This is a genomic window from Sphingomonas canadensis (assembly GCF_026013525.1).
GTDB lineage: Bacteria > Pseudomonadota > Alphaproteobacteria > Sphingomonadales > Sphingomonadaceae > Sphingomonas > Sphingomonas canadensis.
This window is the reverse complement of sequence record NZ_JAPDRA010000004.1, coordinates 69803-85204: the sequence shown is the minus strand read 5'-3', so window position 1 is coordinate 85204 and position 15402 is coordinate 69803. Positions and strand designations below refer to the sequence as shown.

Here is a 15402-nt window from a genome sequence, read left to right as displayed (position 1 = left end):
CGGCGATCCATCCTCCCCCTGGCGGGCGAGGGCGCGGAAGCGCACCGGCACGTTCTGGCATCCGCCCCCTCCGTCGCGCTGCGCACGCCCCCTCCCCCTGGCGGGGGAGAATTGGGGGACTTTAGCCCAGCGTCTCGCCCAGTTCCGCCAGCCAGGCGCAGACGGCGCGGATGCGGGGCGAGGCGTGGGTGTCGCGGTGGGTCACCAGCCAGAAGGTGCGGTGGAGCGCGACCGTCTCGCCCAGCACCACCGCCAGCCGCGCGTCGCCCGCCGCCATGAAATCGGGCAGGATGCCGATCCCGGCGCCCGCCGCGATCAGCCCGTGCTGCACGTTGATGCTGGTGCTGCGAAGCTTGGGCGAAAGGCCCGGCGCCACCTCGGCGATATAGTCCAGCTCGGGGGCGTAGATATGCTCGGGGACATATCCGATCAGCGCGCAGCGTTCGAGCGCGGACGGGTCCGCCGGGGTGCCGTGCCGCGCCAGATAGTCGTGCGAGGCATAGAGCCGCAGCCGGTATAGCGCGAACTCCGCGATGTTCAGTTGCGCGCTGCGCGGGCGGGCGAGCATCAGCGCGATGTCGCTCTCGCGCCGCGACGGGTTGAGGAATCCCGATGCTGTGATCAGGTCCAGCCGGATGCGCGGATAGCGTTCGCGGAACCCCTCGATCGCCGGCGCCAGCACGCGGGTCGCCAGCCCCTCGGCCACGCTCAGCCGTACATGGCCGGCGCCCGCCTCGCCGCCCGTCCGTTCGGTGGCGGCGATCACGGCGTCCTCGATCGTCTCGGCATGGACCAGCAGCGCCTGGCCCTCCTCGGTCAGCCGCCGGTCGCCGCCCAGCGATTCGAACAGCGGCTGCTCCGTCCGCCGCTCCAGCCGCGCCAGGCGCCGGGTGACGGTGGTCGCGTCGATCCCCAGCATGCGCGCCGCCGCCGCGATCCGCCGCGCCCGCGCCACCGCCAGGAAGATGCGAAGGTCATCCCAATCGTGCATCGCTGCCGCGTTACTGCAAAATTGCAGGCCTTGTCCGCAATTAAATCGGGTTGCATGCGAAATTGCAGAGTGAAATAGAGCCTCAAAGCCGCCAGCCGGGAGAGGTGCCATGCGTGTCGTCGATCATGTGATCGTGGGTAATCCGGGGGGCGCCGCCGCCCGTTCGGGCGAGGTGTTCGATCCCAACACCGGCCAGGTCCAGGCCCAGGTGCCGCTGGGCACGGAGGCCGATCTGGAAAAGGCGGTGGCTGCCGCGCTCGCCGCGCAGCCCGGCTGGGCCGCGACCAATCCGCAGCGGCGCGCGCGCGTGCTGTTCAAGTTCAAGGAGCTGGTGGAGGCGAACATGGATTCGCTCGCCCATCTGCTCTCGTCCGAGCACGGCAAGGTGGTCGCCGACGCCAAGGGCGACATCCAGCGCGGGCTGGAGGTGGTCGAGTTCGCCTGCGGCATCCCGCATGCGCTGAAGGGCGAATATACCCAGGGCGCAGGCTCCGGCATCGACGTGTTCAGCATGCGCCAGCCGATCGGCATCGGCGCGGGGATCACGCCGTTCAACTTTCCGGCGATGATCCCGATGTGGATGTTCGGCGTGGCGATCGCGTGCGGCAACGCCTTCATCCTCAAGCCGTCGGAGCGCGACCCCAGCGTTCCCGTGCGCCTGGCCGAGCTGATGGCCGAGGCCGGCCTGCCCGCCGGCGTGCTCCAGGTCGTCCATGGCGACAAGGAGATGGTGGACGCGATCCTGGATCATCCCGCGATCGGCGCGGTCAGCTTCGTCGGATCGTCGGACATCGCCCATTATGTGTACCGGCGCGGCGTGGCCGCCGGTAAGCGCGTGCAGGCGATGGGCGGGGCGAAGAACCACGGCATCGTCATGCCCGACGCCGATCTGGACCAGGTGGTGGCGGATCTTTCGGGCGCGGCCTTCGGCTCCGCGGGCGAGCGCTGCATGGCGCTGCCGGTGGTGGTGCCGGTGGGCGACAAGACCGCCGATGCGCTGCGTGCGAAGCTGATCCCCGCGATCGCCGCGCTGAAGGTGGGCGTCTCCACCGATCCGGACGCGCATTACGGCCCGGTGGTCAACGCCGCGCACAAGGCGCGCGTCGAGAACTGGATCCAGACCGGCGTGGACGAGGGCGCCGAGCTGGTGGTCGACGGCCGCGGGTTCAGCCTGCAGGGGCATGAGCAGGGCTTCTTCATCGGCCCGTCGCTGTTCGATCGCGTCACGCCGCAGATGCGCTCCTATCAGGAGGAGATCTTCGGCCCGGTCCTCCAGATCGTCCGCGCGCCCGATTTCGAAACCGCGCTACGGCTGCCGAGCGAGCATCAGTACGGCAACGGCGTGGCGATCTTCACCCGCAACGGCCATGCCGCGCGCGAATTCGCCAGCCGCGTCAACGTGGGCATGGTGGGCATTAACGTGCCGATCCCGGTGCCGGTCGCCTATCACACCTTCGGCGGCTGGAAGCGCTCGGCCTTCGGCGACGTCAACCAGCATGGCATGGAGGGCGTGCGCTTCTGGACCAAGGTGAAGACCGTAACGCAGCGGTGGCCCGACGGATCGGCCGACGGCGGCAACGCCTTCGTCATCCCCACGATGGGGTGACCGGGGCGATGCCCGCGGCCGATCGTGCCTCAGGCAACCACATCTTTCCGCCCGAACCAAGGGATCGCCGCGGTTTCGAAGGCATCGTGGTAGCGGGGGTGTTCGGTGCCCATCATCCGGTCCCACCAGGTGAAGTAGAGGCCGAAGTTATAGGCGCCCTGGCTGTGGTGCAGGTCGTGATGGGTGGTGGTGGTCAGCCAGCCGGTCCAGCGCGACCGGGTGAAGCCGGGCCAGGCGAGTTCATGCCCCATATGGCCGATCACGTTGCGCACGATCTGGTGGAGCACGAAGGCGATCAGCGCCACGCCATGGATGGGCACCAGGAACAGCACCAGCGGGATGAACGCCGCTTCGAACACGCCCTCGATAGGCGCGAAGCTGTACGCGGCCCAGGGCGTCGGCGTGCGCGACAGGTGATGCTCCAGATGCGCGCGGCGGAACATCGCGCGGCTGTGGAGCGCGCGGTGCATCCAGTAGAAATAGGCGTCATGCGCCAGGATCAGGCCGACGATCTCCGCCAGGCCCAGCCACAGCGGCGGGACGGCGAAGGGGATGCGGTACACGCCCAGCCCGGTCATCGCGAAGGTGTAGACCGCGACGATCGCGAAGATGCCGATCGTAAGCAGCGAGTTGACCAGCTCGCGCCGGCGGTCGTCCCAGCCGGCGATGCGCGCCTGGATGCGGCGCGGCAGCGTCCAGCCGCGGCCGAGCCACAGCAGCAGCGTGACGCTGCCCGCCGCGAGCAGATAGCGGGACGCCTCGATCATATACATGTGCAGGCCATGGTCTGCGAAACGCCGGATCCAGTCGGGCATGGCGGGTCTCCATCGGGTTCGATGGCGGGGGCCTACCGGCAGGCGGCGGGGGCGGTCGCCGCGCCGCTGGAGAAATCGCGCCGATTTCGAAATCGATCAGGGATTTCCGGGAACGGCGAACGCGGCGCGGCGAAAGTCGGTGGGCGTCTGGCCCGTCGCGTCGCGGAAGGCGCGGTTGAACGGCGCCAGGCTGCCGTACCCCAGGTCCATCGCGATGGTGAGCACCGGCAGCGCGACCTTCGCCGGATCGCTCAGCCAGGCGCGGGCGTCGGCGATGCGGTGCGCGTTCAGGAAGGCGGAGAAGTTGCGATAGCCCAGCCGCTGGTTGATCAGCGCGCGCAGCCGATGCTCTGGCACTTCCAGCCGCTCCGCCAGCGCGCCGATGCCGAGGCCGGGCTCGCGATAGACGCATGCGGCGATCGCCGCCTCCAGCTTGCCGTTGAGGACCTGTTCGGCGGGGGAGAGCGCGGGGCGGGGCGGCGGCGCGGCATCGGCGTCGAACAGCAGATCGCCGTTGCTGGAGAGGAAGACGGCGCCCATCAGCAGCACCGACACCAGCGTGCCGGCGGATTGCGCGAGCATCAGCCAGCCGTCGGTATGGGCGAAGCCGTACCAGCTTTCCGCGATGATCACGCCCAGCGCCTGGATGCCGACCAGCAGCACGAAGCCGACGCGGAACATGCGCCGCCGCTCGATCAGGTCGTCGCCGCGTTCGCGCCAGGCGATCCAGATCGCGTGCAGCGTCAGCGCCGCCGACAGCAGGTGGAAGGCGATGTTCGCGGCCACCGGCGGCCGGTATGTCCAGTGAATCGCGATCTGGAAGTCCGCCCAGCAGGCGACCACCGCGACGGCGGAGGCGATCAGCACGCGCCGGTCCACCGGCCGTTCGAGCAGAAGGTGGGTGAACAGCCAAAGCAGCAGCGGCACCGATTGCGAAGCGAGCTGGACGGGCGCCCACAGGGGCGAGCGCCACAGGTCGAGCAGCGGCGAGACGTTGGCGAGATAGGCGGCGATGCCGACGAGCAGCAGCATCGTCACGCCGCGGATGCGCCATGGCGCCGCGCCGCGTCCCACCACCAGCACGATCAGCAGCAACTGTCCCGCCGCGAGCAGGCGCAGGCAGGTGTCGAGAAGCAACAGGCGCGGCATGGGGCAGGCTTATGGCGCCGCAGCCCGGCAACGTCTATTCCCGCGCCATCGGCTGGAGGGGATCTGGGCATGCGGCTGTTCGCGAAACTGATGCTGGCGGTGGCGCTGCTGCTGGCCGGGCTGGCGCCCGCGGCGGCGCAGAAGCGGATCGCGCTGACCTTCGACGATGTACCGCGCGGGCGCGGCGCCTTCCTGACCCCCGACGAGCGCACGGTGAAGCTGATCGCCGGGCTGCGCCGCGCGGGCGTGCCTCAGGCGGCGTTCTTCGTGAACCCCGCCAACCTCGGCAATCCGGACGGCAAGGGCGGGGAGGAGCGTATCCTGGCCTATGTCGCCGCTGGCCATGTGATCGCCAACCATAGCTGGAGCCACCCGCACCTGTCGGAAACGAGTGCGGCGGATTTCCTGGCGAACATCGATCGCGCCGACGCCTGGCTGCGCCCGCGCGACGGCTTCCGCCCCTGGTTCCGCTTCCCGTTCCTGGACGAGGGCATGGCCGACAAGGCCAAGCGCGACGCGGTGCGCGCGGGGCTGAAGGCGCGCGGGCTGCACAACGGCTATGTCACCGCCGACGGCGCCGACTGGTTCCTGGAACAGCTCACGATCGACGCGGCGAAGGCGGGCAAGCCGATCGACATGGCCGCGCTGCGCGACCTGTATGTCGAGACGCATGTTGGTGCGGCGGAGTTTTTCGACGGGCTGATGGTCAAGGCGATCGGCCGTTCGCCGATCCACGTCATGCTGATGCACGAAACCGATCTGGCGGCGCTGTTCCTGCCCGATCTGGTCGCGGCGCTGCGGGCGAAGGGATGGGAAATCGTGACCGCCGACGCGGCCTTCGCGGACCCGGTCAACCAGCTTTTCCCCGACACCCCCAGCGCCAACGGCACGCTGACGGAGGCGGTGGCCTGGGAAAAGAACCTGCCGGCGCCGCGCTGGTACGAACGCAACAGCACCAAGCTGCTCGGCGCGCTGTTTGCCGCGCGCGTGCTGCACGAAGGGGAATGACGCGCCGGGATGCCCGGCCGGGGAAGGAGACGGCATGGAGAATGCAAAGCGCGCGCAGCAGCGGCTGATCTCCCGCGGCTATGCGCTCACCGCCGATGGCGATTTCGGCGCGCGCAGCTTCGCCGCGCTGATGGGCTGGATCGCGGGCAAGAAGCCGGTGACGCCGATGCGGGGCGATCTGGGCGCCGCGGCGGCCAGCCATTTCGGCGGGGTGGGGATCACCAGCGCGCTGCGCACCGCGCACGCGCTGGCGCAGCAATGCGTGGAGACCGGCGGCTTCGCGCTGATGGTCGAAAGCTTCAACTACACCGTCGCGGGGCTGCGCAGCACCTTCCCGCGATCGCGCATCAGCGATGCCGATTGCCAGCGGCTGGGGCGCAAGGCGGGCGATCCCCCGCTCGACGCCGCGACCCAGGCGGAAATCGCCAACCTGGTCTATGGCGGCGCCTGGGGAACCGCGAACCTGGGCAACAGCCAGCCGGGCGACGGATGGCGCTATCGCGGGCGCGGCGCCAAGCAGGTGACCGGCCGCGCCAACTATGCCGATGCCGCGCAGGTGACGGGCGTGGACCTGATCAACGATCCCGATCTGCTGGCGGATACCGATGTCGGCATGCGCGCGGCCTGCGCCTTCTGGGACCGGCGCAAGTGCAACCCGATCGCCGACGCGGACGATATCGAGCGGCTGACCCGCACGATCAACGGCGGCACCAACGGACTGGCCGCGCGCAAGGCGGCGCTGGCGCTGGCGAAGGAGATATTGCTCTAGGGAGCGCGTAACAAAGTTACGCCGAACGACCGGATTTCAAACTGTACCCACCCGCGCACGAGCGCCAATAGGACCACCATGACACAGCAATTCGACCTGACCGACGAGCAGCGCCAGATCCAGCAGATGGCGCAGCAGTTCACGGCGGATGCGATCATCCCCTTCGCCGCCGAATGGGACGAGCAGCACGTCTTTCCCCGCGACACGATCAAGGCCGCGGCGGAGCTGGGCTTCGCTTCGATCTATGTCTCAGAGAAATCGGGCGGCATCGGGCTGGGCCGGCTGGAAGCCGCGCTGATCATGGAGGCGATGGCCTATGGCTGCGTGCCGACCAGCGCCTTCGTGTCGATCCACAACATGGCGACCTGGATGATCGACCGGTTCGGATCGCAGACGGTGAAGGACAAATATCTCCCGTCGCTGATCACGATGGAGGCGATGGCCAGCTATTGCCTTACCGAACCTTCGTCCGGCTCCGACGCGGCCGCGCTGAAGACGCGGGCGGTGCGCGACGGCGATCACTATGTCGTCAACGGATCGAAGCAGTTCATCTCCGGCGCCGGGGTGAACGACATCTATGTCACCATGGTCCGCACCGGCGCGGAGGGTCCGAAGGGCATCACCTGCATGGTGATCGAGAAGGACATGCCCGGCGTCAGCTTCGGCGCGAAGGAGCGCAAGCTGGGCTGGAACGCCAGCCCCACCGCGGGCGTGACCTTCGAGAATGTCCGCGTGCCCGTGGAGAACATCGTCGGCGCCGAGGGCGAGGGCTTCCGCATCGCGATGATGGGGCTCGACGGCGGCCGGCTGAACATCGGCGCAACCTCGCTCGGCGGGGCGCAACGCTGCCTGGACGAGGCGATCCGTTATACCAAGGAGCGCCAGCAGTTCGGCCAGGCGATCGCGGATTTCCAGAACACCCAGTTCATGCTGGCCGACATGGCGACCGAGCTGGAGGCGGCGCGCGCGCTGCTCTATCTCGCCGCCGCCAAGGTGACGGCGAACGCGCCGGACAAGACGCGCTTCGCCGCGATGGCCAAGCGCTTCGCCACCGACACCGGCAGCGCGGTGATCGATCGCGCGCTCCAGCTCCACGGGGGCTATGGCTATCTGAAGGACTATCCGATCGAGCGTTTCTGGCGCGACCTGCGCGTCAACTCGATCCTGGAGGGCACCAACCAGGTGATGCGGATGATCGTCGGCCGCGATCTGGTGCGGCAATGAGCGGCGACGTCCTGACCTTCGTCCAGGGCTGCGCGGGCCGCATCCGGCTCAACCGGCCCAAGGCGATCCATGCGCTAAACACCGGCATGTGCGCGGCCGTGCTCGACGCGCTGGCGGCGTGGGAGGCGGACGCGGCGGTGGGCGCGGTGCTGATCGATCATGCGCCCGCGCCGGACGGCGATCCCAAATACTCGCGCGGCTTCTGTGCGGGCGGCGACATCCGCGTGATCGCCGAGAGCGGCGCGGGCGACGGGCGCGCGGCGGCGGACTTCTTCCGCGTCGAATATCAGATGAACCACCGGCTGTTCGAATATCCGAAGCCGATCGTGGCCTTCATGGACGGGATCACCATGGGCGGCGGCGTGGGTATCTCCCAGCCCGCTCGCTACCGGGTGGCGACGGAGAACACCCGGTTCGCCATGCCCGAGACCGGCATCGGCCTGTTCCCGGACGTCGGCGGCGGCTGGTATCTGTCGCGGCTGCCGGGGCACATGGGCGAGTATCTGGCGCTGACCGGCCACCGGCTGGACGGGGCGGAATGCCTCGCGCTCGGGCTGGCGAGCCACTATCTGCCGGCCGCCGCGCTGGACGAGGCCAAGGCGCGCATCGCCGCCGCTCCCGCCGCGATCGAAGCGGTGCTGGCGGAGCTTTCCGTGGAGCCGCCCGCCGCGGCGGTGCTGGCGCGCCAGGGCGATATCGACCGCCATTTCGCGGGCGCGAGCGTGGAGGCGATCCTCGCCTCGCTCGCCGCCGATCCGGGCGAATGGGCGCAGGCGGCGCTGGCCGGGTTGCGCACCAAGAGCCCCGAATCGATGAAGGTATCGCTGCGCACCGTTCACCTGGGCCGCACCGCCGCGACCTTCGCCGAAGAGATGGCGCGCGAGTTCGCCGTGGCCACGCGCGTCGTGCGCCGCCCCGATTTCGTCGAGGGAGTCCGCGCGCTGATCGTCGACAAGGACAATGCGCCGAAGTGGAACCCGGCGACGCCCGAGGGCGTCTCCGGCGCTTCGGTCGATGCGATCTTCGAACCCTTGCCCGAACAGGAGGCCTGGAAACCGGCATGACCTATGAAACCATTCTCGTCGAACGCCGCGGGCCGGTAACGCTCGTCACGCTCAATCGCCCGCAGGCGCTCAATGCGCTCAACAGCCAGGTGCTGGCCGACCTGATCCATGCCCTGGAGGCGTTCGACGCCGACGAGAGCCAGGGCTGCGCGGTGCTGACCGGCAGCGAAAAGGCCTTTGCCGCGGGCGCCGACATCAAGGAGATGTCCACCAAGGGCTTCGCCGACATGTACGGCGGCAATTTCTTCGCGGGCTATGACCGGGTTACCGCGGTGCGCAAGCCGGTCATCGCGGCGGTCGCGGGCTATGCGCTGGGCGGCGGATGCGAGCTGGCGATGATGTGCGACTTCATCCTGGCGGGCGAGAACGCGAAGTTCGGCCAGCCGGAGATCAAGCTGGGCGTTACCCCCGGCATGGGCGGATCGCAGCGGCTGGCCCGCGCCGTGGGCAAGGCCAAGGCGATGGAGATGTGCCTCACCGGCCGGATGATGGACGCGGCCGAGGCCGAGCGCGCCGGGCTGGTAAGCCGCATCCTGCCCACCGCCGAGCTGGTCGAGGAGGCGCTGAAGACCGCCGAGCTGATCGCGGGCATGGCGCCGCTGGCGGTGAAGGCGAACAAGGAGATGGTCAACGCCGCGTTCGAGACCACGCTGGCGCAGGGCATCGCGTTCGAACGCCGGCTGTTCCACGCCATCTTCGGCACCGAGGACCAGAAGGAGGGCATGGCCGCCTTCGTCGAGAAACGCCCCGGGGTGTGGAAGGGCCGGTAACCCGGGCCCGCGACGCCTCTCCCGCCTGGGGGAGGGGCCGGAACGAAAGCGGAGGCCCGGACCGGCACTCCGCCGCGCGCCGCCTGGGCGGGCGCGAGACCGCTGAGAGGAAGAACCGTGACGAGCATCGCATTCATCGGCCTGGGCAACATGGGCGGCGGCATGGCCGCGAACCTGGCGAAGGCGGGCCACGACGTCCGCGCCTTCGATCTTTCGGCAGATGCGCTGGATCGGGCGAAGGCGGCGGGATGCCTGGCGGCCGAAAGCGCCGCGGCGGCGGTGGCCGGGGCTGAGGTCGTCGTTACCATGCTGCCCGCGGGCAAGCACGTGGAGGCGGTCTATGCCGATGCGGTGCTGCACGTGGCAGCGCCCGCCACGCTGCTGATCGATTGTTCGACGATCGACGTCGCCACCGCGCGCCGCGTCGCCGATGCCGCTGCGGCCAAGGGGCTGGTGGCGGTCGATGCGCCGGTATCGGGCGGGATCGCGGCGGCCAATGCGGGGACGCTCACCTTCATGGTCGGCGGCACGCAGGACGCCTTCGACCGTGCCCGCCCGATCCTGGAGGCGATGGGCAAGGCGGTGATCCACGCCGGCGGCACCGGCGCGGGCCAGGCGGCCAAGATTTGCAACAACATGCTGCTCGGCGCGACGATGGTGGCGACGTGCGAGGCGTTCGCGCTGGCGGAGAAGCTGGGGCTCGATCTCCAGCGTTTCTACGACATCTCCTCGGTCAGCTCGGGCCAGAGCTGGTCGATGACCAGCTATTGCCCGGTCCCCGGCGTGGGGCCGGAAACGCCCGCCGACCGCGGCTATCAGGGCGGCTTCGCGGCGCCGCTGATGCTGAAGGACCTGCGGCTGGCGATGGAAGCGGCGGCATCGGTGGACGCCCAGACCCCGATGGGCGCACGCGCGGCCGAGCTTTACGAGGCCTTTGTCGCGGGCGACGGCGCTGGGCTGGACTTCTCCGGCATCATCCAGACGCTGCGCTGAGGCGCCTCCAGATTCTCCCCCCGCCAGGGCGAGGTGACGGTGGGGCGGCTTCCGGAACGAAGCGGCGGGCTGCCCCCCGCGACGCGCTCGGTTAACCCTCTATTCGCCTTCCCATGCGAAGCCTGCGCGTGAGAAGGATATCGCCATGCCTCGCGCCGTCATCCTGCTGGCCGCCGCCGCCGCGCTTGCCGCGCCCGCCATGGCGCAGCGCCAGGGCGCGCCCTTCACCATCGCGGAGACCGGCGAGGGTTTCGCCACGCTGGCCGATGCGCTGCGCCAGGCGGGGGATCGCCGCGCCACCATCCTGATCGCGCCGGGCACCTATCGCCAATGCGCGGTGCAGGAGGCGGGAGAGATCACCTTCAAGGCCGTCCAGCCCGGCACCGCGATCTTCGAGAAGGAGACGTGCGAGGACAAGGCGGCGCTGGTGCTGCGCGGCCGGGGATCGGTGGTCGATGGCCTGGTGTTCCGCCATTACGAGGTGAGCGACGGCAACGGCGCCGGCATCCGCATCGAGCAGGGCGACCTGATCGTGCGCAATTCGATGTTCCTCGACAGCCAGGAAGGCATCCTGGGCGGCAATCCTTCCGGCCAGCGGATCACGATCGATCATTCCACCTTCGCGGGCCTGGGCCAGTGCGAGACCTGGGATTGCAGCCATTCGATCTACCTCGCCAACAAGGGGCAGGTGATCATCACCAGCTCGCGCTTTGAACGCGGCACCGGCGGGCATTACGTCAAGCTGCGCGTGCCCAACGTCCAGATCCTCGATTCGAGCTTTGACGATACGGCGGGCAGCAAGACCAATTACATGATCGACCTGCCCGAAGGCGGCACCGGCCTGATCGCGCGCAACACGTTCGTCCAGGGCGTGGACAAGGAGAATTGGTCGGGCTTCATCGTCGTCGCGGCGGAGAACAAGAACTACAGCGCGGCCGGCCTGACCGTCACCGACAACGACGCATCGCTGGCGCCGGGCGTGAAGGTCAGCCCGGCCTTTGTCGCGGACCTGAGCGGCGAGCCGCTGCGCATCTCCGGCAACCGCCTTGGCCCCGGCCTGCGCGAGTTCGAACGGCGGAAATAGATTCGGGGCCGTTCAGGCGCTCCCCGCCCGCGTTCCCCTCCCCCGCGACGGCGGGAGAGGGGCGTCAACGGAGCGCTGCCCGTCTCAGCGCGCGCAGGTGCTCGCCGGTCCGGCGTCCAGGTCCAGGCAGCGGCCGTCGATCTCCACCGGAACCTTGATCCCCAGCAGACCGGCCAGCGATGGCGCGATGTCCACCGTCTCCACCGTGTGCGGCTGCTCGAAGCCGGTGATGCCCTTTCGCCAGAACAGGATCGGCACGCGCCGGTCGTAATCCCAGAAGCTGCCGTGGGTGGAGACATAGCCCGGCCCCGGCCGCGCGATCGGCATCACGCGCGGCTTCAGCGCCACCACCAGATCGCCCGCGCGCGAAGGCTCATAGGCGGCACGGGCGCGCTCCAGCAGCGTCCAGGTCTCGGGCGGCCCCTTGGGGCTTGCGGCGGCCATGATCTCGGCGCGGGTGAACACCGCCTGCACCTGCGGGTGCGCGGAAAAGGCCTTCACCGCCTCGGCCAGCACCGCGCCGCGCTTCGCCGCGGGCACGGAGGGATCGAGGTAGATGTCGCCGTTGTTGCCGCCGACCAGCACCGGCCCGGCGATGCCCAGCTTGGCGCCGATCGCCGCGCCGAACTTGGCCGCGGTCAGGTCCGGGTCGGCGCGCTGCGCCTCGGTGATGCCATGGTCGCGCGCGCGCTCCGAAATGTCGGTGCCGCCGTGATCGGCGGTCAGCACCGCGGCGTAATCGATCCCCAGCCCGTCGAGCACCGCGAACAGCTTGCCCAGATTCTCGTCGAGCGAGAGGAGCTGGAGGCACATCTCGGTGCCTTCGGTCCCGGTGCTGTGGCCGACATAGTCGGTGGCGGAGGCGCCGACGATCAGCAGGTCGGTCACGTCGCCTTTGCCCAGCTTCATGTCGCGCGCCAGCCCGGCGGCCAGCGCCAGGATCGATTCGTCGAATTCCGGCGAGACGCGATAGGCGCGCGCGTCGCCCGCCGCGCGCTCGAACCGGCCCGATCCGACGGTCACCGATCCCAGGTTATAGGGGCGGTCCTTCGCCTTGCAGAATTCGGGGAGCGGCAGCGCGGGCTGGGCGGACGCGATTCGTTCGGCGATGGTGGCGTTCATCTGCGCCACCACCGCGGGCTCGGCGCGGCCAGGATAGGAACGGAACGCCTTGTCCTTGTCCCACCAATACCAGACCTCGTCGATCTTGTGCCCGCCCATCATCACGGCGGCGCGATCCTTGCCCGCCACCGATACGACGCGGCTGGCCGGGCTGGCGGCCTTCAGCCACTCACCCAGCGTCGGCACCTTCAGATGGGTGTCGGAGACCTGATAGTTCTTGGAGCTGGTGCCGGGGACATGCTCGTCCTCGGCGCAATAGACGGTCTTGTCGTCGCGCGGGGCGGCGAAATCGGTCCATTCGTTGGCGATGATGCCGTTTCGCGAAGGGCGCGCGCCCGACAGGATCGTCGAATGGCCGGGGCAGGTCTCGGTCGCGGCATGGCTCTGATAGGCGGAGGGGAACACCACGCCCGACGCCATCCGCGCCAGCCCGAAGCGGAACTGGCCGCGATATTCGGCGAACAGGTCTGCCGAGAACTGATCGACGGAGATCACCACCATCAGCTTCGGCGGGCCTGCCGGGGCGGGCGCGGGGGCAGGCGCCGGGGCGGGAGCGGCAGTCTGTGCCACCGCCTGCGGCGCGGCCGCCGCCATTGCGATCGCGGCGATCGGATAGAGCAACTTCATGAGACCTCCGGCTTCAAACTGCGCGCTGCGCTGCTATGGTCCAGCCGCTCGCTGGCGGCAAGGACGGGGTATGGCTGCGGTACGTTTCGCGCTGATGGCGCTCCTGCTCTGCCTGGGCGCGCTGCTCCCGGGCCGCGCGGCGGCGCAGCCGGACGAGCAGCAGAAGCATGTGAAGGTCACGCTGGTCGCCGAAACGCTTACGCCCGCGGCGGGCGGCACGGTGACGATCGGCTTCGCATCGGTGCCCGATGCCGGCTGGCACGCCTATTGGAAGAACCCCGGCGACGCGGGCCTGCCGCCCGCCATGGCCTGGACGCTGCCCAGTGGCGTAACCGCCGGGGAGCCCGATTTCCCGGTGCCGCAGACGCTGATCATCGGCGGGCTGATGAACTATGTCTATGAAGGCCCATTCACCCCGCTGGTGAAGCTGACCATCCCCGCCGGGCTGGCGCGGGGGACGAAGCTGCCCGTTGGGGTGCGCTATGATTTCCTGGTCTGCACCGACAAGATCTGCGTGCCCGATCATGCGATCCTCTCCGCCGAACTGACCGTGGGCGATGGCGCGGTGGAGCCCGGCCAGCGTGCGCGTTTCGACGGCTGGCGCACGGCGCTGCCCCGGCCGCTGGGGGCGGAGGGCAGCTATCAGCTCGACGCCGGGCGCTTCCGCATCGCCATTCCCTTCCCGGCGGGCGCGGCGGCGGACGGCGCGGTCTATTTCTTCCCCGCGACCGACGGCCTGGTCGATTATGCCGCCCCCCAGACGGTGGCGCGCGAGGGCGACCGCTTCGTGATCGAGACGCGCGCCAAGCCCGATGCGAAGGCCGGGGAGGCGATCGAGGGGCTGCTCGCCTTCGGTAAGGACCGCGGCTTCGCGCTGCGCGCCGTGCCGGGGCAGGTTCCGGCAGTGCCGGGTACGGCCGGCGCGGCGCCGGGCGGCCAGCCGCTGTGGATCGCCGCGCTGCTGGCATTCGGCGGCGCCGTGCTGGGCGGGCTGCTGCTCAATATCATGCCCTGCGTCTTCCCGATCCTGAGCCTGAAGGCGCTCAGCCTGGCCAAGGCTAACGACGGCGGCGGCCGCCCGCGCGCCGAGGCGCTGGCCTATACGGCGGGCGTGGTGCTGGTGTGCCTGGCGCTGGGCGGCATGCTGCTCGCGCTGCGGGCCGGCGGGGCGACGCTGGGCTGGGCGTTCCAGCTCCAGGACCCGCGCGTGATCCTGTTGCTGCTGCTGCTCGTCACCGGCATCGCGCTCAATCTGGCCGGGCTGTTCGAGGTGATGACGCCGCGCTTCATCGGGGCCGCGGCCGGGGCGGGGAGCGGGGACGGCACGGGCGGCGCGTTCCTGACGGGCGCGCTCGCCGCTTTCATCGCCACGCCCTGCACCGGGCCGTTCATGGGCGTGGCGCTGGGCACCGCTCTGGTGCTGTCGTGGCCGGCGGCGCTGGCGGTGTTCGGCGGGCTGGGGCTGGGGCTGGCGCTGCCCTTCCTGGCGATCGGCTTCGTGCCCGCGCTGCGCCGCCGCCTGCCGCGCCCTGGGCCGTGGATGGAGGCGTTCCGCCGCATCCTTTCGATCCCGATGTTCCTCACCGCCATCGCGCTGCTGTGGGTCTATGGCCGCCAGACCGGCGTGGACGGGATGAGCTTTGCGCTGCTGGTGACGCTGGGGCTGGCGCTGGTGCTGTGGGGCGGCGGGCGCAAGCAGGCACGCGGCGGCGCCTTTGGCCCGTTCGGGCTGGCGATGATCGCGCTGGTGGCGGCGGGCGGCGTCTGGCTCGCCTCGCGCACGCCGGCCCCATCCGGCGCGGCGGACCGCAAGGTGGCGGCCGGGGCCGAGCCCTTCACCGAAGCCCGCCTGGCCGCGCTGCGCGCCGGGGGCCGCCCGGTCTTCGCCTATTTCACCGCCGACTGGTGCCTGACCTGCAAGGTGAACGAGAAGGCGGTGATCGAGACGCAGGCCACGGCCGACGCGCTTGCCGCGGGCAAGGTGGCGGTGCTGGTCGGCGACTGGACCGACGGCGACCCCGTCCTCGGCCGCTTCATCGAGGCGCACAACCGCGCGGGCGTGCCCCTGTACCTGTGGTACAAGCCCGGCGCGGCGGAGCCCGAGGTGCTGCCCCAGATCCTGACGCAGGAGATGATGCGCCGCTACGCCAGCGGGGGATGAGCGCGGGCGCCGTGCTGGC

The 15402-nt window shown here is 69.9% G+C and carries 13 protein-coding genes; 9 read left to right on the top strand and 4 right to left on the bottom strand.

All coding sequences use genetic code 11. The features are described from left to right. Nucleotides 1-121: 121 nt before the first annotated feature. Nucleotides 122-991 carry a LysR family transcriptional regulator gene (locus OM513_RS10000; RefSeq protein ID WP_264944041.1) on the bottom strand — a complete coding sequence of 290 codons (870 nt, stop codon included), beginning with the start codon at nucleotides 989-991 and terminating at the stop codon, nucleotides 122-124. A 109-nt stretch (nucleotides 992-1100) separates the two neighbouring features. Between OM513_RS10000 and OM513_RS09995 the strand changes: the two genes are divergently transcribed. Then, nucleotides 1101-2597 carry a CoA-acylating methylmalonate-semialdehyde dehydrogenase gene (locus OM513_RS09995; RefSeq protein ID WP_264944040.1) on the top strand — a complete coding sequence of 499 codons (1497 nt, stop codon included), beginning with the start codon at nucleotides 1101-1103 and terminating at the stop codon, nucleotides 2595-2597. A gap of 29 nt (nucleotides 2598-2626) precedes the next feature. On the opposite strand, the gene OM513_RS09990 is transcribed toward OM513_RS09995, so the two are convergent. Together OM513_RS09990 and OM513_RS09985 are read right to left on the bottom strand one after the other, a co-directional pair. After that, the gene (locus tag OM513_RS09990; RefSeq protein WP_264944039.1) at nucleotides 2627-3412 is read right to left on the bottom strand and encodes a sterol desaturase family protein; all 786 of its coding nucleotides are present in this window, start codon (nucleotides 3410-3412) and stop codon (nucleotides 2627-2629) included. A 96-nt stretch (nucleotides 3413-3508) separates the two neighbouring features. Continuing rightward, the gene (locus OM513_RS09985; RefSeq protein WP_264944038.1) at nucleotides 3509-4561 is read right to left on the bottom strand and encodes an AraC family transcriptional regulator; all 1053 of its coding nucleotides are present in this window, start codon (nucleotides 4559-4561) and stop codon (nucleotides 3509-3511) included. 69 nt (nucleotides 4562-4630) lie between these two features. Here OM513_RS09985 and OM513_RS09980 point away from each other — a divergent pair, with 69 nt between their 5' ends. The 7 genes from OM513_RS09980 (at nucleotide 4631) to OM513_RS09950 (ending at nucleotide 11473) form a co-directional block, all read left to right on the top strand. Next, nucleotides 4631-5569: a polysaccharide deacetylase family protein gene (locus tag OM513_RS09980; RefSeq protein ID WP_264944037.1), complete on the top strand. Its 939-nt coding sequence runs from the start codon at nucleotides 4631-4633 to the stop codon at nucleotides 5567-5569. A 34-nt stretch (nucleotides 5570-5603) separates the two neighbouring features. Further along, nucleotides 5604-6338 (top strand): glycoside hydrolase family 19 protein, encoded by a 735-nt coding sequence (locus OM513_RS09975; protein ID WP_264944035.1) that lies wholly within the window; start codon nucleotides 5604-5606, stop codon nucleotides 6336-6338. A gap of 78 nt (nucleotides 6339-6416) precedes the next feature. Further along, a complete protein-coding gene (locus OM513_RS09970) occupies nucleotides 6417-7562 on the top strand; it encodes an acyl-CoA dehydrogenase family protein (protein WP_264944033.1) in 1146 nt (381 codons plus the stop codon). After that, entirely contained in the window at nucleotides 7559-8626 is a 1068-nt protein-coding gene (locus tag OM513_RS09965; RefSeq protein ID WP_264944031.1) for an enoyl-CoA hydratase/isomerase family protein, read from the top strand. The genes OM513_RS09970 and OM513_RS09965 overlap by 4 nt, the downstream gene beginning before the upstream one ends. Then, nucleotides 8623-9396 (top strand): enoyl-CoA hydratase, encoded by a 774-nt coding sequence (locus OM513_RS09960; RefSeq protein WP_264944030.1) that lies wholly within the window; start codon nucleotides 8623-8625, stop codon nucleotides 9394-9396. Before OM513_RS09965 ends, OM513_RS09960 begins: the two co-directional genes overlap by 4 nt. A 117-nt stretch (nucleotides 9397-9513) precedes the next feature. After that, nucleotides 9514-10389 carry a 3-hydroxyisobutyrate dehydrogenase gene (gene mmsB / locus OM513_RS09955; protein ID WP_264944029.1) on the top strand — a complete coding sequence of 292 codons (876 nt, stop codon included), beginning with the start codon at nucleotides 9514-9516 and terminating at the stop codon, nucleotides 10387-10389. Nucleotides 10390-10534: 145 nt separating this feature from the next. After that, nucleotides 10535-11473, top strand: a complete 939-nt coding sequence (locus tag OM513_RS09950) for a right-handed parallel beta-helix repeat-containing protein (RefSeq protein WP_264944028.1) — start codon at nucleotides 10535-10537, stop codon at nucleotides 11471-11473. Between the two features lie 84 nt (nucleotides 11474-11557). Here the strand turns inward: OM513_RS09950 and OM513_RS09945 are convergent, their stop codons facing one another. Then, the gene (locus OM513_RS09945; protein ID WP_264944027.1) at nucleotides 11558-13222 is read right to left on the bottom strand and encodes an alkaline phosphatase family protein; all 1665 of its coding nucleotides are present in this window, start codon (nucleotides 13220-13222) and stop codon (nucleotides 11558-11560) included. A gap of 70 nt (nucleotides 13223-13292) precedes the next feature. Between OM513_RS09945 and OM513_RS09940 the strand changes: the two genes are divergently transcribed. Beyond that, the gene (locus OM513_RS09940; protein WP_264944026.1) at nucleotides 13293-15383 is read left to right on the top strand and encodes a protein-disulfide reductase DsbD family protein; all 2091 of its coding nucleotides are present in this window, start codon (nucleotides 13293-13295) and stop codon (nucleotides 15381-15383) included. Nucleotides 15384-15402 lie beyond the last annotated feature (19 nt).